The following is a 16,835-nucleotide window of genomic DNA, read 5'->3' on the forward strand; positions in this document are numbered from 1 at the left end:
GCGCTTGCTTGCCCCACTAGAGAAACGACTTGGCGATGCGTTACAGCGATCGGTAAAAGTTTTTTTTGCCGGGCACAAAAAACGGCCCGAAGGCCGTTTTCTGTTTGAAGCGATCCATCAACCGCCGAGGTACGCCTCGCGCACTTTCGGGTCGGTCAGCAGCGCTTCGCCGGTGCCTTGCATCACCACCCGGCCGTTCTCCAGAACGTACGCACGGTCAGCGATTTTCAGCGCTTGGTTGGCGTTCTGCTCGACCAGAAACACCGTCACACCGTCCTTGCGCAATTGTTCGATGATGTCGAAGATCTGCTGGATGATGATCGGTGCCAGGCCCAGCGACGGCTCGTCGAGCAGCAGCAATTTCGGCTTGCTCATCAGCGCACGGCCGATGGCGAGCATTTGCTGTTCGCCGCCGGACATGGTGCCGCCGCGCTGGTTGAAGCGTTCTTTCAGGCGTGGGAAAAGTCCGAGAACCTTGTCCATCTGTTCCTGATAGTCGCCCTTGTCGGTGAAGAATCCGCCCATGGACAGATTTTCTTCGACGGTCAGACGGGCAAATACCCGACGGCCTTCCGGCACCACGGCGATGCTCTTGCGCATGATCTGCGACGAGTCCTGGCCGACCAGTTCCTCACCCATGTAGCGGATGCTGCCGCTGTGGGCCTGCGGCGAACCGCACAGCGTCATCAGCAGCGTGGACTTGCCGGCACCGTTGGCGCCGATCAGGGTCACGATCTCGCCCTGGCGGACTTCGACGTTGACACTGTGCAGGGCCTGGATCTTGCCGTAGAAGGTGGAAACGTTTTCGAACTGCAGCATTTACGCTTCCCCCAGGTAGGCTTTGATCACTTCAGGATTGTCGCGGATCTCTTCCGGCGTGCCGTTGGCCAGGGGCGTGCCCTGGTTGATCACGACGATGTGGTCGGAAATGCTCATGACCAGTTTCATGTCGTGTTCGATCAGCAGCACAGTCACATTGTGCTCTTCACGCAGCACGCTGATCAGCGCCTTGAGGTCTTCGGTTTCCTTCGGGTTCAGGCCGGCCGCCGGTTCGTCGAGCATGAGGATCCGCGGACGGGTCATCATGCAGCGGGCGATTTCCAGACGACGCTGCTGACCGTAGGCCAGGGTGCCGGCGGGGCGGTTGGCGAACTCTTTCAGGTTGACCTTTTCCAGCCAGTACTCGGCGAACTCCATGGCCTCGCGCTCGCTCTTGCGAAACGCCGGGGTCTTGAACAGGCCGGACAGGAAGTTGGTGTTCAGGTGACGGTGCTGGGCGATCAACAGGTTCTCGACCGCCGTCATGTCCTTGAACAGGCGCACGTTCTGGAAGGTCCGCACCACGCCTTTGAGGGCAATCTTGTGGCCCGGCAGGCCGTGGATCGGCTCGCCGTCCAGCAGGATGCTGCCCCCCGATGGCTGGTAGAAGCCGGTCAGGCAGTTGAACACGGTGGTCTTGCCCGCGCCGTTCGGCCCGATCAGCGCCACCACCTGTTTTTCCTTGACAGTCAGGGCCACGCCGTTGACCGCCAGCAAGCCGCCGAAGCGCATGCTCAAGTTTTCGACTTTAAGGATCTCGCGGCTCATTTGCGCAACTCCATGTGTGGGCGTTGCATCGGCAGCAGACCTTGTGGACGCCAGATCATCATCAACACCATCAGGGCGCCGAACATCAACATGCGGTACTCACTGAACTCACGCATCATTTCCGGCAGCAGGATCATCACCACGGCCGCGAGAATCACGCCCAGCTGCGAGCCCATGCCTCCCAGCACCACGATGGCGAGGATGATCGCCGACTCGATGAAGGTGAACGACTCCGGCGTCACCAGACCCTGACGGGCGGCGAAGAAGCTGCCGGCGAAACCGGCGAAGCTCGCACCCAGGGTGAACGCCGAGAGCTTGATCACGGTCGGGTTGAGACCCAGCGCACGGCAGGCGATTTCATCTTCACGCAGCGCTTCCCACGCACGGCCGATCGGCATGCGCAGCAGGCGGTTGATGATGAACAGTGCGGCCAGCGCCAGCAGCAGGGCAACCAGGTAGAGGAAAATCACCTTGTTGATCGAGTTGTATTCCAGGCCGAAATACTCGTGGAAGGTTTGCAGGCCTTCCGCGGCCTTGCGTTCGAAGGTCAGGCCGAAGAACGTCGGTTTCTCGATGTTGCTGATCCCGTTCGGACCACCGGTGATGTCGGTCAGGTTACGCAGGAACAGGCGGATGATTTCCCCGAAACCGAGGGTCACGATCGCCAGGTAGTCGCCGCGCAGACGCAACACCGGGAAGCCGAGCAGGAAGCCGAACGTCGCCGCCATCAGGCCGGCAATCGGCAGGCAGATCCAGAAGCTCAGGCCGTAGTAGTGCGACAGCAGCGCGTAGCTGTAGGCGCCGACGGCGTAGAAGCCGACGTAACCCAGATCGAGCAGACCGGCGAGGCCGACCACGATGTTCAGGCCCAGGCCGAGCATCACGTAGATCAGGATCAGCGTCGCGATATCCACTGCGCCGCGGGAGCCGAAGAACGGCCACACCAGCGCACCGATGATCAGCGCGATGATGAAGTAGCGCTGGGTGGTCGGCAGGGTCAGGAAGTTGCTGGCCTTGGCCGGGATCAGCGGCATGCCCGGCGACGAACGCCACGCCTTGCTGATCTGCTGGTTGAACAGCACCCGCAGAAACATCAGCACCGAGCAGATGGCGATGGTCGCCAGAATGGCCGGGCTGGTGTTGTGCACTTCCAGATTGGTGCCGACGATAGTCAGTTTCAGGCCCAGTACCGGATAGGCCACGGCCCAGACCAGCAAGGCGCTGAACAACGCCTGTTTAAGATTCCTAGTCATACTTTCTCAACCTCCGGACGGCCCAGAATGCCGGTCGGACGGAACAACAGCACCAGAACCAACAAGCCGAAAGCCACGACGTCCTTGTATTGGTCGCCGAAGATATCGGCGCCAAAGGCTTCCGCCACCCCGAGCACCAGCCCGCCGAGCATGGCGCCGGGGATGCTGCCGATCCCGCCCAGCACTGCGGCGGTGAAGGCCTTGAGGCCGACGAGGAAACCGGCGTTCGGGTTGATCACGCCGTATTGCATGCTCAGCAGCACGGCCGCGACGGCCGCCAGCGCAGCACCGATGACGAAGGTCAGGGCGATGATGTTGTTGGTGTTGATGCCCAGCAGGTTGGCCATCTTGATGTCTTCGGCGCAGGCGCGGCAGGCGCGGCCCAGGCGAGAGCGGGAGATGAACAGCGTGAGGCCGAGCATGGCGATCAGGGTCACCACGAACACCACGATTTGCATGTAGGAAATCAGCACTTCATGTGCGCCACCTGGGCCGAAGGCGAAGTTGCCCGGAATCAGGTTGGGGATTGCTTTGTCCTTGGAGTCTTGCGCCAGCAGAACCGTGTTCTGCAGGAAGATCGACATACCGATCGCGGAAATCAGCGGGATCAGACGGTTGCTGCCGCGCAACGGGCGGTAGGCAATGCGTTCGATGCTGTATCCGTAGGAGCTGGTGACGACGATGCTGGCGATGAACGCCACGGTCATCAACAGCGGGACGCTTTCGAGTCCCATCATGGTCAGCCCGGCGATGGCGATGAACGCCACGTAGGAACCGATCATGTACACCTCGCCGTGGGCGAAGTTGATCATTCCAATGATGCCGTAGACCATCGTGTAGCCGATGGCGATCAGGGCATACATGCTGCCAACGTTCAAGCCGTTAACCAGCTGTTGGAAGAAGTGATAGATGTCAGGCATTACAGCGCTCCTAAAAACCTGATACGCATTTCACTGGTGGAGTCATTTTCCCGCCCGGCCCCGTGGATCTATATCCACTTCGAATCCGGGTTTTGCCAGCGAACCGCTGATGACGGTTTTGAGATTTTCAGGTGGGGAGACTGGCGGATCACGCCAGCGCGGCCCAATACGTTCGTAAAACAAAGCCCACGGCACGCCGTGGGCTTTATTGGCAGTCAGTCAGGCAGCGCCTTACTGAGGCGACGCTTCAGTTTTTGGGCCGTTAGCGTGCCATGTGTAAACCACGAACTTGAAGTCCTTCAGGTCGCCCTTGTCGTCGAAGCTCAGGTCGCCGGTCGGAGTCTTGAAGGTGCCTTTGTGGATGGCTTCAGCTACTTTGGCAGCATCTTCGGACTTGGCAGCCTTGATACCTTCGGCAATCACTTCAACCGCCGAGTAGGACGGGAACACGAACGGGCCGCTCGGGTCTTCTTTCTTGGCCTTGAATGCATCGGCCAGGGCCACGTTGGCCGGATCCTGGTCGAAGGATTTCGGCAGGGTCACCAGCAGGCCTTCGGCAGCGTCCTTGGCGATCTGGGTGATCGAGTCGTTACCCACGCCTTCCGGACCCATGAACTTGGCTTTCAGGCCTTTTTCCTGGGCTTGACGCAGGATCAGGCCCAGCTCCGGGTGGTAGCCGCCGTAGTAGACGAAGTCGACGTTGGCTTGCTTGAGCTTGGCGATGATCGCGGAGAAGTCCTTGTCGCCGGCGTTGACGCCTTCGAACACGGCAACCTTGGTGCCTTTCTTCTCGAGGGTGGATTTGACGGCGGTGGCGATGCCTTCACCGTACTGCTGCTTGTCGTGCAGCACGCCGACGATTTTCGGCTTCACGTGATCGGCGATGTAGTTACCGGCTGCAGGGCCTTGGGCGCTGTCCAGACCGATGGTGCGGAAGACCATTTTGTAACCACGGTTGGTGATGTCCGGGCTGGTGGCAGCCGGCGTGATCATGATCACGCCTTCGTCTTCGTAGATGTCCGAAGCAGGCTGGGTGGAGCTGGAGCACAGGTGACCGACCACGAACTTGACGCCGTCGTTGACGACCTTGTTCGCGACTGCTACCGCTTGTTTTGGATCGCAGGCGTCATCGTATTCAACGGCTTCGAGCTTCTTGCCGTCGACGCCGCCTTTGGCGTTGATCTGTTCGATGGCCATTTTCGCGCCACTGAACTGCATGTCGCCGTACTGGGCTACTGGACCGGTTTTAGGGCCGGCGATACCGATCTTGATGGTGTCAGCTGCGAACGAATGGCTGGCAACCCCGGCCAGAACCATAGCGGCAAACAGTTTGGAAATCTGCTTAGTAGCCTTAGTCATAGTGCTCCACTCTTACTGTTGTATTTTTTTAGAGTCCTGACGCCGTAGCAGCAGAACCGGGACAGATATCTAGGCGATACCCTCCGGAAAAGCCCCCGGCAACTGTACCGGTACAGTGTAGAGCGCCGGTTGTTGGCCTGGGAAGCTGGCGCCAGGGGGCAAAACCTGAGGGTGTCGCTTAAATGAAAGAAAAAGACAGAATTGCGGCGGGACGTTCAGAGGGCTTATACCCCAATCATCAGCATTCCTTGGCGTTCCTGCTCTTTTCGTTCGGTACGGCCTTTTGCAACCGGGTTTTTCTGCCGGACCACCGACGTTATCATTCGCGCCGATTTCTTTTCCGGACAGTCCCATGAATCAAGAACCTAGCACCCTCTATGCCAAGCTGCTTGGTGAAACCGCATCTATTACCTGGAAAGAGCTGGAGCGCTTCTACGCCCAGGGTGCCCTATTGTGGGTCGACGCCAGCCTGGATTTGATCGCGGTCGCCGAGGCCGTGGCGGCGGATCAGGGCGAGAAAGTCGCTGCCTGGCTGGCCGAAGACAAGGTCGCCAAGCTGTCTGAAACGCGGGCGCTGGATATTTTCGAGCGTGATCCAGAGATGTGGGCGGTGGTGGTCCGGCCATGGATCCTGGTCCAGGAAAGGGCAGTGGCCTGACGGGTTGCACCTTGTTGGTGCGAGTGCATGTCGGCAAAAAGTGTGTAGCGGAGTAGCGTGATGGCACGTTGCCGTAGAGAAATGCCACAAGCGTAGGTGGCATAACGGTGACGTAAACGTAACGGGCACAGTTTAGTAAGCAGCCTAACGGCTGCTTAATTGTTTCGGGATGTTGGGAAGGCCGAATAAACCGGGAATTTGAGCGCCTTATCGCGAGCAGGCTCGCTCCCACAGGAAATGCATTCCATTGTGGGAGCGAAACTGTTCGCGATAGGGGCGCCTCGGTCTGGTGTCAGACCGAGTAAGACTTGCCAGTGTGGTTATTGAGGGAAATAACCTTGGTCTTGCCGATCCGGTGACGGTAGATCTCGCGCAAGTATTTGATCGACTTCTTCACGCAATCGCGCGACAGGCGAATGTCGTTGATCGAGACAAACTTCTCTTTGTCGTTGATCAGTTCGCGGTACTTCTTCTCGTACATCGGCTTGATCGCGTACCAGTTGGTATCGAGGATCTTCGCCGGGTTCTCGAATTCGTTGAGCAGGTCGTCGATGCGGTCCTCGTCGAACTCTTCCTGAATGATGAAATCGAGGATCGAGTTGTCCAGGGTCTCGTCGAAACGGTACGGGGTCTTGGCGAAGCAACGCTTGATGAACGCCACGATCAGCGTCAGGAAGTCGTCCGACAGGCACGGGCTCTTGGCGATCAGGGTGGTCAGCGACAGGTTGGCCGAGGCGCCGATCACCAGCGCGTAGCGCTTGAGCGTGGTGTTGGGGAACAGGCTGTTGAGGTGGGTCTTCAACCGGTTCAGGTCCATGTACGACAGCTTGTAGTCTTTCGGCAGCGAAACGATCGAGACCACCGACGAGCAATTCTTGAAGAAGTGCAGGTCATGCAGCGCGGCGGCATCGTAGCCGGAGTTCTTGTACTGCTCCAGCGACGCGCGATAGCGCTTGGACTCGATCGGCAGCAGGCTGATGCCTTCGATGGCCTGGGTCACCTTGTTGAAGTGCGGCAGATCGATCGAGCGGAAGAACAGGTCGTCGATGTTCAGGCGCTGCGGCTCTTTGTCGAACACCTTGAACTTGTCGCTGCTCGGCGGCGGGGTTTCCGGCACTACCGACTCGGCGTAGGCAATCGCCACCGGGCCGGCCAGACTCATGAACAGGTCGTTGGCGTCCAGGCGAATGGTCTCGCCGATGTCGATGCCGGCGCGGCGGAAATAGTTCTGGTCGTAGTCGGTCGTGACCGCCTGGGCCGTCAGAATGTTGAAGATCTGCTGCGAGATGTACTGGTTGGCGTGCTTCTCCATCGCATTGACATCAATGTTCTGGATGTTGCCGTCATCGCTCTCTTCGGCATAACGCATGATGTCGTTGGAGATCAGCATCATCGCGTTCCATGGGCGGATACGGCCCATGACGCTGGCTTCGCTGCTGTCTTCGTTGGCGAAGTTGTACGAGAAATCCCATTCTTCCGACAGGTATTTGCACAGCAGGCGACCGGCGTTGATGTGCAGCGCCTCGGACATTTCGCTGCGGTGGTCGGAAATGTTCGGCAGCACACAGATGCCGCTGGTGAAGATCGGTTCGAACACGAACGAATGACCGCTCTTGCCGTCGTGCTCGTCCATCGGCTTGGTGTCGAACGTCTTGTTCATGTACGAGTGCTGCTGGGCCAGGCCGAATTCCGAGGCCATGCCCGAACCGGTACCGCCGCCGGCACTGAAGATCGAGAAATACAGGCGCGACTGGTTGGCCTTGATGCCGCAACTGTCGATCAGGTACGAGTGGATCATTTTCCAGTCAGGGCTGGAGAAGCGCTGGGTGTCCTTGTTCAGGATGATCTTCGCCAGATACTGGCCGAGAATAGGTGCGTTACCGGCACCACCGGCGTGGACTTCCGACAAGTCCATGATCTTCATCTTGCTGTAGTCGCGCAGGAAACCGCTCTTTTCGCCCTTGCGCGAGAAGCGGATACGCCCGGCAATGTCCTTGTCGAGATCGCCGAGCATCACCAGCGGTTCTACCAGGAACACCGGTTTGGTCGACTTGTTCGGGCCGATCCGCAGATTCTGCTTGATCCACTGGGCCGGGCTGTAGCCTTTGTCGGAGGCCAGGCGACGGTCAGCCGCGCGATCCTCGTTGTTGAATTCGTTGAGGTAGAACTTGCGCGCGTTGTACACCAGCTCCGCCACGTCGAGGGCGATGTTGGAGCCGCAGCGACCGAGGCCGATCAGGCACACCGACGGGAATTCCTGATCGTTGTGCTGTTCGTTGTCGCCTTCCAGGTGCGGCGGGCGCGGGAATACCAGGTCACGCAGGCCATCAAGGTTGTCGAGGATGCGGTCGGTATTGGTTTCGGTGAAGTACAGGTATTGCTGGGTGCCCAGCGGACGCGAGGGTGGCAATGGCTTCATCGGGGCAGGGCTGTTCGCCGCTGGGCTCAGAGTCAGATCGGATACCGCAGTGGCCGGATTGTTTTTAGAAGTCATTGTGCGCCATATACCTGGACTGGTTGGTCGGCGACCGCTGTCGTCGAGCCTCACGGAATGGGAATCTCGCGTCTTTTTTCTGCGCGTATTTGGCCCGTGCGTCAGGGTTATGGCCTGAGTGTCGCGCGGGGGAATCCTTTCCTGATTGATGATGGATCGGCCATTATTCGGCGATCTTTAATCAAAAGGAGGCTAAATGATGTCAACGCGACCTTCGTTGGGGTTTGCCGGAATCGGTCTGATGGGCCTGCCGATGTGCCGCCGTCTGCTGGCCGCCGGCTATCCGCTGGCCGTGTGGAACCGCAACCCGGCCAAGTGCGCGCCGCTGGTCGAGGCTGGCGCCCGGCAGGTGGCGACTCCCGCTGAACTCTGTGAACAGGCTGACGTGGTGATGCTGTGCCTGGCGGACACCGCGGTGGTTCGCGAAGTGGTGTTCGGCCCGGCGGGCGTGGCCGAAGGGGCGAAACCCGGTCAGTTGCTGGTGGATTTTTCCAGCCTCGAACCGACGGCGACCCGTGAGATGGCAGCCGAGCTGGCCGACAAGACGGGCATGGCCTGGCTCGATTCGCCGGTGTCCGGCGGGGTAGTCGGGGCCGAGGCCGGCAGCCTGGCGATCATGGTCGGCGGTGCCGAGGCGGATCTGCAGCGAGTACGCCCGGTGCTGCTCGAACTCGGGCAGCGGGTCACACACATGGGCGGCGTGGGCGCCGGTCAGGTGACCAAGGCCTGCAATCAGATGATCGTCGCCTGCAACGCCTTGGTGATTGCCGAAGTGGTGGCGCTGGCCGAACAGGCCGGGGTCGATGCCAGCCTGATTGCCGAAGCGCTGGCCGGTGGTTTTGCCGATTCCAGACCGTTGCAGATCCTCGCCCCGCAAATGGCCGAAAGCCGTTTCGAGCCGGTGAAGTGGCACGTGCGCACGCTGCTGAAAGATCTGGATACCGCGGTCAAGTTTTCCCGGGAAACCGGCTCGGCCACGCCGATCAGCGGATTGGCCGCACAACTGATGCGCCTGCATGGGGCACAAGGCTTTTTGCAGAAGGATCCAGCGACACTGGTGCAAATGTACCGCGCGCCAGACTCAACGGATTGACCGCGTGCGCGTGTTTGCGCTGATTGATTTCCTCCAGCACCGGACGCAGTTCGGCCAGTGGCACCGGGCGGCTGAGCAGGTAACCCTGAATGAAGTCGCAGCCCGAGCGCTCCAGGAATTCGTATTGCTCCAGGCTTTCGACGCCTTCGGTGACCACCTGCAAGTGCAGGGTGTGCGCCATGACGATGATCGCCTGGACGATCTCCATGTCGGCGGTGGCCTTGGGAATGTCGAGGATGAACGAGCGGTCGACCTTCAGGGTGTTGAGCGGCAGGCGTTTGAGATAGGCCAGCGACGAATAGCCGGTGCCGAAGTCGTCGATCGACAGTGACACGCCGAGGGCGCGGATCTGCCGAAGCAGCACCAGCGTGTTGGCGATGTTGCCCATCAAGGCGTTTTCGGTGACTTCCAGTTCCAGCCGTTCAGGCGCGACCCCGGCGCTGCGCAAGGCATGCTCGATTTCATTGGCCAGTTCTTCCCGGGCCAGATTCAACGGTGAGCAGTTCCAGGCAATCTTCAGTTCTTCACAGCCATGGCGCGACAGCTCGCCAAGGTCCTCACAGGCCTTGCGCAGGACCCAGTTGTCGAGTTCGGCAATCAGGCCGTTGTTTTCGGCGATGGCAATGAATCGGTCCGGGGTGAGCAGGCCGTGCACCGGGTGCTGCCAGCGGATCAGCGCTTCAAGCTTGGTAACCTTGCCGGTCTTGAGTTCGAAGATCGGCTGGTAATACAGCAGCAGACCGTTCTCCTGACGCAGCGCGTGGCGCAACTCTTCCTCCAGTTGCAGTTCAAGGCTGGCGCGGTTTTTCAGATTGGAATCGAAAAAGTGCACGCCGTTGCGCCCGGCGCCCTTGGACTGGTACAGCGCCAGATCCGCGTGCTTGAGCAGTTCATCGCAGGTGGACCCGTCCTCGGGAAACAGGCTGATGCCGATGCTGGTGGTCATCACCATGCGCCGTCCGGCCAGTTCGATCGGCTCTTTCATCTTGAGCATGATGCGCTGGGCCAGGTTGCGCGCCTCTTCGCGGTCGCGCAGACCGATCAGGATGCAGAACTCGTCGCCGCCGAACCGCGCCACCACATCTTCATGGCCGCGCACCGAGCCCTTGATGTGCTGGGCAATGACCTTCAGCAGTTCGTCGCCGGCGTCATGGCCGAGGCTGTCATTGATGCGTTTGAAGTGGTCGATGTCGAGAAACATCACTGCCAGCATCCCGCCTTCGCTGGTTTTCTGGCTGAGTTTTTCAGCGAAGATCTGATTGAAGCCACGCCGGTTGATCAGGTTGGTCAGCGCGTCGTAGTTGGCCACGTGCTGCAGCGACATGCGTGCCTGATCCAGCTGGCTGAGCAGGGCGTTGACCCGGCGCAGATCGTGCTCCTTGTTCTGCAGCTTCTTGTCGGCCAATGCGGCGCTGATGGCGCTGCCAAGAATCAGCAAGGTGATCAGCGCGACGGTCAGGCCCAACTGCAAATGGCTGGTTTGCGACGCCAGGGTCGGCAGTTGCCCTTCGGGCAGCACCAGTTGCAGCGCCGCCATGCCGGTGAAATGCATGCTGAGGATGCCCGCACCGAGAATCAGCGCCGCCACGTATTTGAGCATCTGGATGTGCAGGCCGCTGCCTTCGCGCAGATAACCGGCCACCCACAGTGCGGCGAAGCTGGCGCCGATCGCGATCACGATCGAGGCCAGAAACAGAGTGGGGTCGTAGTAAGCCGAGGCGGCGGATTCGATGGCGGCCATGCCGACGTAGTGCATGCCGGCGATGCCCAGACCAATGACGATGGCGGTCTTGAGGTACTGCAGCAGGCTCGGCTGGGGCGTGCTCAGGGTGTGCATCGCCAGCCAGGACGCCAGTAGCGCGATCACCAGGGAAAACAGGGTCACGGGCAGGTCGTACTGAATGCCGATCGGCGCCTGGAACGCCAGCATGCTGATGAAGTGCATGGCCCAGATGCCGCCGGCCAGACAGGTTGCACCGATCCAGCGCCATATCCGCTGCGAGCCGGGCTCTTCAGCGTGGGCGACCCGTTCGGCCATGTCGAGGGTGGCGAAGCTCGCGGCGCAGGCGACCAGGTAAGCCACCAGCACCAGCAGGGGATTGTGTGTGCAATTGAGGATGACCTGCCCGCTCTCCGGCTGCTCGGCAACGAACTGCAAACCAAGCCACTCCATAGCATGCCCCGTCTCTGAATACGTCCTTACTGCGTCATCAACGCAGGCGAATGTTTGCAGTATAGAGGCGGTTTTTGCCGTGCAAGCGGTAGTGGCACATTGGTGCTAATGATTTCGGCATTAGCCTCATAGCGAATGGCGCTAAGCGTGCACAGGCCTGAACTCAGGCGACTTCGTTCCAGTGCGGTTGCAGCGGTGGCAGGCCGAAGCGGGCGCGGGCCTTGTCGCAGTCGGTGTTCTGTTCGCCGTTTTCCCAAGACGCTTCGAACTCGCGGCAGGGGCTGGAACGCTTGTCGTAGATCGTGCAGGCCACCGCTTTTCCGACTTCGCCCTCCAGCGCGGTGCAGCGCGGCGCCTTGCGGTCGGTGCCGATCATCGCGACCCGGCTGGGCGTGATCTGGGTGACCAGTTCATCGGGCACAGTCCCGCCGGAGGATGCGCATTCACCCCAGAAAAATGACACACGAAAATGGGAACAGCAGGCACCGCAATTCAGACACGGACTGGCTTCGGACATGGGCGGGATATCAAAGGGGTTGATCGGCAGGAACCGGACGGATCCGGCGGCCATTCTAGGCTTCGCCACGGCGTTGGGAAGGGGGGCGTGAAAGTATTTTTTCATTGCCGGATTTTTCCGCAAAACCCCCGGTTTTCGGGGGATTCGAAGCATTTCAAGGGCTTACGTTTCGTTACACGGCCATGGCCCGTCATCAGGCTTGCGAATGATCACAGACAGCCCCGACGAGCGTGACTAGATTGCAGGTTCCGGGCTCGGATGCGTTGGCAGTGAAGCCCTCATAACAATAAAGAGACGGACCCATGCAGAACTCGACCCAAGCGGCGAATGCCTGGCGCATTCTGTTCCTGCTGTTCCTTGCCAACCTGTTCAACTTCTTCGACCGCACCATCCCGGCGATCATCATCGAGCCGATCCGCATGGAATGGCACCTCAGCGACTTTCAGCTGGGGATTGTCGGCACTGCGTTCACTCTGGTCTACGCGATTGCCGGGCTACCACTGGGCCGAATGGCCGACACCGGTTCGCGCAGCAAACTGATGGGTTGGGGCCTGGCGACCTGGAGCGCGCTCACTGCCGTGAACGGTCTGGTCGGCAGTTTCTGGAGTTTTCTGCTGGTGCGCATGGGCATCGGCATCGGTGAAGCCAGTTACGCGCCCGCCGCCAACTCGCTGATCGGCGACCTGTTCCCGGCCCATCGCCGGGCCCGGGCCATGGGCATCTTCATGCTCGGCCTGCCGCTGGGACTGCTGCTGGCCTTCTTCACCATCGGCTGGATGGTCAAGGCATTCGACAGCTGGCGCGCACCGTTTTTCATCGCCGCCGTGCCGGGGCTGGTGCTGGCGGTGTTCATGTTTTTCATCAAGGAACCCAAGCGTGGCGCGGCGGAAACCGTACAGGTGTCCCAGGAGAAAGTCGACAGGCCGATTCGTCGGGTCCTCGCCATTCCGACCTTCCTGTGGCTGGTGATGGCCGGGCTGTGCTTCAACTTCGCGACCTACGCCTGCAACTCGTTCCTGGTGCCGATGCTCCAGCGTTATTTCCTGATGCCGTTGCAGGAAGCGGCGGTGGCGACCGGGGTAATCGTCGGTGTGACCGGGTTGATCGGCCTGACCCTCGGCGGCTGGATCGCCGACAAGATTCACCAGCGGGTGGCCAACGGGCGACTGCTGTTTGCCGCGTTCAGCCTGATCATCTCGACCCTGTGCACGGCGTGGGCGCTGCATGCCGGGCGTATCGAGATCGGGGTGTTTGTCGCGGTGTTCAGTGTGGGCTGGCTGTTCGCCTACAACTTCTACACCTGCGTGTACACGGCGATTCAGGACGTGGTCGAGCCGCGCCTGCGGGCTACGGCGATGGCGCTGTTCTTTGCCGGCTTGTATTTGCTCGGCGGCGGGCTGGGTCCGGTGGTGGTCGGCGGCTTGTCGGATCACTTCGCCAAGTCGGCGATGGTTGCGGCGGGCGCCGAGCAGATGACCGAAGCCTTCAAGGCCGTCGGCCTGCATGATGCGATGTACCTGATTCCGGTGGCGTTGTTCCTGACCATGGTGTTCCTGTTCCTCGCCTCGCGCTGCTTTGTGCGGGATGCGAAGCGGATGAAGGAGGGGCTGGTGGCAGTGGTTGAGCCGCAGAATCAGGCCGTTACCGCTTGATCGGAGAGGCAAACAAAAAGGCCCGCATCGCTGCGGGCCTTTTCGTTTTTGGCGATGGAGCAGGGCGGTTTAACCCGCCACCAGCACCCGGATCGCTTCCAGTCGCAGCGCTGCCTTGTCGAGCATTGCCAGACCTTGTTCACGCTGCTTGCGCAGAGCGTCCAGTTCGCTGTCGCGCACGGTCGGGTTGACCGCCTGCAACGCGGTCAGGCGTGCCAGTTCTTCGTCGGTGTCGGCTGCCAGACGGCGGCGGGCCTCGGCCACGCGCTCGGCGTGGCGCGGGGTGACCTTGTCTTCACCGGCGTTGATCCGTGGCGTCAGCTGATCGCGCTGGGCCTGGATGAACTTGTTGGCGCTGGCGCGCGGCACGCTTTCCAGTTGATCGTTGAGGGTTTCGAACGCCACGCGCGACGACAGGTCGTTGCCGTTGGCATCGAGCAGGCAGCGCAGGGCGGCCGGCGGCAGGTAACGGCCCAGTTGCAGCGAACGCGGGGCAACCACTTCGCTGACGTAGAGCAGTTCCAGCAGCACGGTGCCCGGCTTGAGCGCCTTGTTCTTGATCAGCGCGACGGCGGTGTTGCCCATCGAACCGGACAGCACCAGATCCATGCCGCCCTGCACCATCGGGTGTTCCCAGGTGATGAACTGCATGTCTTCGCGCGACAGCGCCTGGTTACGGTCGTAGGTGATGGTCACGCCTTCGTCGTCGCCCAGCGGGAAGCTGGCGTCGAGCATCTTCTCGCTCGGCTTGAGGATCAGGGCGTTTTCCGAATGGTCTTCGCTGTCGATGCCGAAGGCGTCGAACAGGGTTTCCATGTAGATCGGCAGGGCGAACTGGTCGTCCTGCTCGAGGATGGCCTCGACCAGCGCCTCACCTTCGCCGGCGCCGCCGGAGTTGAGTTCCAGCAGGCGGTCGCGACCGGTGTGCAGCTCGGCTTCCAGACGCTCGCGCTCGGTGCGCGCCTCGTCGATCAGCGCTTGCCATTCGCCGTCGTCGGCCTCTTCGAGCAACGGCAGCAGGCGCGGGCCGAACTGATGCTGCAAGGCGTTGCCGGTCGGGCAGGTGTTGAGGAACGCGTTCAGGGCTTCGTGGTACCACTGGAACAGGCGCTCTTGCGGGCTGGTTTCCAGGTACGGCACGTGCAGTTCGATGATGTGCTTCTGGCCGATCCGGTCGAGACGACCGATCCGCTGCTCCAGCAGGTCCGGGTGCGACGGCAGGTCGAACAGCACCAAGTGGTGGGCGAACTGGAAGTTGCGACCTTCACTGCCGATTTCCGAGCAGATCAACACCTGCGCGCCGAACTCTTCGTCGGCGAAGTAGGCGGCGGCGCGGTCACGCTCGAGGATGTTCATGCCTTCGTGGAACACCGTGGCCGGGATCCCGGAGCGCACGCGCAGGGCGTCTTCCAGGTCCATCGCGGTTTCGGCGTGGGCGCAGATCACCAGCACTTTGGTGCGCTTGAGCATTTTCAACTGGTCGATCAGCCACTCGACGCGCGGGTCGAATTTCCACCAGCGTTCTTCTTCGCTGGCGTCCGGCTGGGCCTGGAAGCTGACTTCCGGGTACAGCTCGGCGTGCTCGCCCAGCGGCAGTTCGAGGTATTCGTCCGGGCACGGCAGCGGGTACGGGTGCAGTTTGCGCTCCGGGAAACCCTGCACGGCGGCGCGGGTGTTACGGAACAGCACGCGGCCGGTGCCGTGGCGGTCGAGCAGTTCACGCACGAGGCGGGCGCTGGCTTCGGTGTCGCCATCGTTGACGGCGGTGAGCAGGGCTTCACCTTCGTTGCCGAGGAAACCGTGGATGGTCTTGTGCGCGGCCGGCGACAGGCGACCCTTGTCCAGCAGCTCCTGAACGGCTTCGGCCACCGGGCGATAGTTTTCGCTCTCGGCACGGAAGGCGGCCAGGTCATGGAAACGGTTCGGGTCGAGCAGGCGCAGACGGGCGAAGTGGCTGTCCTGACCGAGTTGTTCCGGGGTGGCGGTGAGCAGCAGCACGCCGGGAATGACCTCGGCCAGCTGTTCGACCAGCGAGTATTCCGGGCTGACTTTGTCTTCGTGCCACACCAGGTGGTGGGCTTCGTCGACCACCATCAGGTCCCAACCGGCAGCGAACAACGCGTCTTGCGCCTTTTCGTCGTCGACCAGCCACTCCAGCGCCACCAGGGCCAGCTGGGTGTCTTCGAACGGGTTGGTGGCATCGCTTTCGATGAAACGTTCTTCGTCGAACAGCGCGACCTGCAGGTTGAAGCGGCGGCGCATTTCCACCAGCCATTGGTGCTGGAGGTTTTCCGGCACCAGGATCAGTACGCGGTTGGCGCGGCCCGACAGCAACTGACGATGGATCACCAGACCGGCTTCGATGGTCTTGCCCAGACCCACTTCGTCCGCCAGCAATACGCGCGGCGCGATGCGGTCGGCGACTTCACGGGCAATGTGCAACTGGTGGGCGATCGGTTGGGCGCGTACGCCACCCAGGCCCCAGAGCGCGGACTGCAACTGGCGGCTGGTGTGTTCCAGGGTGTGATAACGCAGGGAGAACCACGCCAGCGGGTCGATCTGGCCGGCGAACAGACGGTCGCTGGCCAGACGGAACTGAATGAAGTTCGACAGTTGGGTTTCCGGCAGGGTGACCGCTTCGTTCTGCGCGTTGAGGCCGTGGTAGACCATCAGGCCGTCGACGTCGTCGACTTGCTGGACGGTCATCTTCCAGCCTTCGAAGTGCGTGATCGAATCGCCGGGCGAAAACCGCACGCGGGTGAGGGGCGCATTCCGTAGCGCGTACTGGCGAGTCTCGCCAGTGGCCGGGTAAAGCACGGTCAACAAGCGGCCGTCCTGTGCCAGAACGGTGCCTAAACCAAGCTCTGCTTCGCTGTCACTGATCCAGCGTTGCCCCGGTTGATACTGCTGCGCCATGCTGCCTGACTCCCACCTTGAAAAAGCGGGCTATCTTAACGGAATGAGGGCCCGAGGCCAAAGGATAAGGAGCCTCGGCCCGGCTTTTAACCGCAATCGGCCAATTGCAGGGAAGATTAGGTCATGCATCGGTTTTGCGGGATGTTGCGGCACCCTTGAGTGCCAAACCGGTCACAAGTTTGCGACCGATGGCTCAAGGCACCCCTGGCGCCG

The 16,835-nt window shown here is 61.0% G+C and carries 12 protein-coding genes; 3 read left to right on the forward strand and 9 right to left on the reverse strand.

Going from position 1 to position 16,835, the window contains the following annotated elements; genetic code table 11:
* Positions 1 to 117 precede the first annotated feature (117 nt).
* The 5 genes from QRN46_RS19915 to QRN46_RS19935 all read right to left on the reverse strand — a co-directional run bounded on the left by QRN46_RS19915 (position 118) and on the right by QRN46_RS19935 (position 5,119).
* The gene (locus tag QRN46_RS19915; RefSeq protein ID WP_003222380.1) at positions 118 to 819 is read right to left on the reverse strand and encodes an ABC transporter ATP-binding protein; all 702 of its coding nucleotides are present in this window, start codon (positions 817 to 819) and stop codon (positions 118 to 120) included.
* Positions 820 to 1,587, reverse strand: coding sequence for a high-affinity branched-chain amino acid ABC transporter ATP-binding protein LivG (livG, locus tag QRN46_RS19920; RefSeq protein WP_011332800.1), 768 nt, complete (start codon positions 1,585 to 1,587; stop codon positions 820 to 822). It abuts the gene before it with no gap.
* Positions 1,584 to 2,840, reverse strand: coding sequence for a high-affinity branched-chain amino acid ABC transporter permease LivM (locus tag QRN46_RS19925; protein ID WP_011332801.1), 1,257 nt, complete (start codon positions 2,838 to 2,840; stop codon positions 1,584 to 1,586). Before QRN46_RS19925 ends, livG begins: the two co-directional genes overlap by 4 nt.
* Positions 2,837 to 3,760, reverse strand: coding sequence for a high-affinity branched-chain amino acid ABC transporter permease LivH (gene livH / locus QRN46_RS19930; RefSeq protein ID WP_007959165.1), 924 nt, complete (start codon positions 3,758 to 3,760; stop codon positions 2,837 to 2,839). Before livH ends, QRN46_RS19925 begins: the two co-directional genes overlap by 4 nt.
* A gap of 231 nt (positions 3,761 to 3,991) precedes the next feature.
* A complete protein-coding gene (locus QRN46_RS19935) occupies positions 3,992 to 5,119 on the reverse strand; it encodes a branched-chain amino acid ABC transporter substrate-binding protein (protein WP_201816771.1) in 1,128 nt (375 codons plus the stop codon).
* A gap of 352 nt (positions 5,120 to 5,471) precedes the next feature.
* On the opposite strand from QRN46_RS19935, the gene QRN46_RS19940 reads away from it, so the two are divergent.
* Positions 5,472 to 5,777, forward strand: a complete 306-nt coding sequence (locus tag QRN46_RS19940) for a DUF2288 domain-containing protein (RefSeq protein ID WP_201816769.1) — start codon at positions 5,472 to 5,474, stop codon at positions 5,775 to 5,777.
* Positions 5,778 to 6,069: 292 nt separating this feature from the next.
* Here QRN46_RS19940 and QRN46_RS19945 read toward each other — a convergent pair whose 3' ends face one another.
* A complete protein-coding gene (locus QRN46_RS19945; protein ID WP_011332804.1) occupies positions 6,070 to 8,271 on the reverse strand; it encodes a hypothetical protein in 2,202 nt (733 codons plus the stop codon).
* Positions 8,272 to 8,467: 196 nt separating this feature from the next.
* Between QRN46_RS19945 and QRN46_RS19950 the strand changes: the two genes are divergently transcribed.
* A complete protein-coding gene (locus QRN46_RS19950; protein WP_011332805.1) occupies positions 8,468 to 9,364 on the forward strand; it encodes an NAD(P)-dependent oxidoreductase in 897 nt (298 codons plus the stop codon).
* Here QRN46_RS19950 and QRN46_RS19955 read toward each other — a convergent pair.
* Positions 9,255 to 11,537 carry a putative bifunctional diguanylate cyclase/phosphodiesterase gene (locus QRN46_RS19955; protein ID WP_285356732.1) on the reverse strand — a complete coding sequence of 761 codons (2,283 nt, stop codon included), beginning with the start codon at positions 11,535 to 11,537 and terminating at the stop codon, positions 9,255 to 9,257. The genes QRN46_RS19950 and QRN46_RS19955 overlap by 110 nt on opposite strands.
* Before the next feature lie 163 nt (positions 11,538 to 11,700).
* Complete coding sequence (locus QRN46_RS19960; protein ID WP_011332807.1) at positions 11,701 to 12,054, reverse strand: YkgJ family cysteine cluster protein; 354 nt, start codon at positions 12,052 to 12,054, stop codon at positions 11,701 to 11,703.
* Between the two features lie 302 nt (positions 12,055 to 12,356).
* Between QRN46_RS19960 and QRN46_RS19965 the strand changes: the two genes are divergently transcribed.
* A complete protein-coding gene (locus QRN46_RS19965; protein ID WP_011332808.1) occupies positions 12,357 to 13,706 on the forward strand; it encodes a spinster family MFS transporter in 1,350 nt (449 codons plus the stop codon).
* Positions 13,707 to 13,775: 69 nt separating this feature from the next.
* Here the strand turns inward: QRN46_RS19965 and rapA are convergent, their stop codons facing one another.
* Positions 13,776 to 16,622, reverse strand: a complete 2,847-nt coding sequence (gene rapA / locus QRN46_RS19970) for an RNA polymerase-associated protein RapA (protein WP_011332809.1) — start codon at positions 16,620 to 16,622, stop codon at positions 13,776 to 13,778.
* Between the last annotated feature and the right edge of the window lie 213 nt (positions 16,623 to 16,835).

This window comes from Pseudomonas sp. lyk4-R2A-10, assembly GCF_030209075.1.
Taxonomy (GTDB): domain Bacteria; phylum Pseudomonadota; class Gammaproteobacteria; order Pseudomonadales; family Pseudomonadaceae; genus Aquipseudomonas; species Aquipseudomonas glycinae.

Coding starts and splice junctions, on each gene's coding strand:
- rapA (WP_011332809.1), bottom strand. CDS start 16,622: ATGGCGCAGCAGTATCAACCGGGGCAACGCTGGATCAGTGACAGCGAA.
- QRN46_RS19950 (WP_011332805.1), top strand. CDS start 8,468: ATGATGTCAACGCGACCTTCGTTGGGGTTTGCCGGAATCGGTCTGATG.
- QRN46_RS19965 (WP_011332808.1), top strand. CDS start 12,357: ATGCAGAACTCGACCCAAGCGGCGAATGCCTGGCGCATTCTGTTCCTG.
- QRN46_RS19935 (WP_201816771.1), bottom strand. CDS start 5,119: ATGACTAAGGCTACTAAGCAGATTTCCAAACTGTTTGCCGCTATGGTT.
- QRN46_RS19940 (WP_201816769.1), top strand. CDS start 5,472: ATGAATCAAGAACCTAGCACCCTCTATGCCAAGCTGCTTGGTGAAACC.
- QRN46_RS19955 (WP_285356732.1), bottom strand. CDS start 11,537: ATGGAGTGGCTTGGTTTGCAGTTCGTTGCCGAGCAGCCGGAGAGCGGG.
- livG (WP_011332800.1), bottom strand. CDS start 1,587: ATGAGCCGCGAGATCCTTAAAGTCGAAAACTTGAGCATGCGCTTCGGC.
- QRN46_RS19945 (WP_011332804.1), bottom strand. CDS start 8,271: ATGACTTCTAAAAACAATCCGGCCACTGCGGTATCCGATCTGACTCTG.
- QRN46_RS19915 (WP_003222380.1), bottom strand. CDS start 819: ATGCTGCAGTTCGAAAACGTTTCCACCTTCTACGGCAAGATCCAGGCC.
- livH (WP_007959165.1), bottom strand. CDS start 3,760: ATGCCTGACATCTATCACTTCTTCCAACAGCTGGTTAACGGCTTGAAC.
- QRN46_RS19960 (WP_011332807.1), bottom strand. CDS start 12,054: ATGTCCGAAGCCAGTCCGTGTCTGAATTGCGGTGCCTGCTGTTCCCAT.
- QRN46_RS19925 (WP_011332801.1), bottom strand. CDS start 2,840: ATGACTAGGAATCTTAAACAGGCGTTGTTCAGCGCCTTGCTGGTCTGG.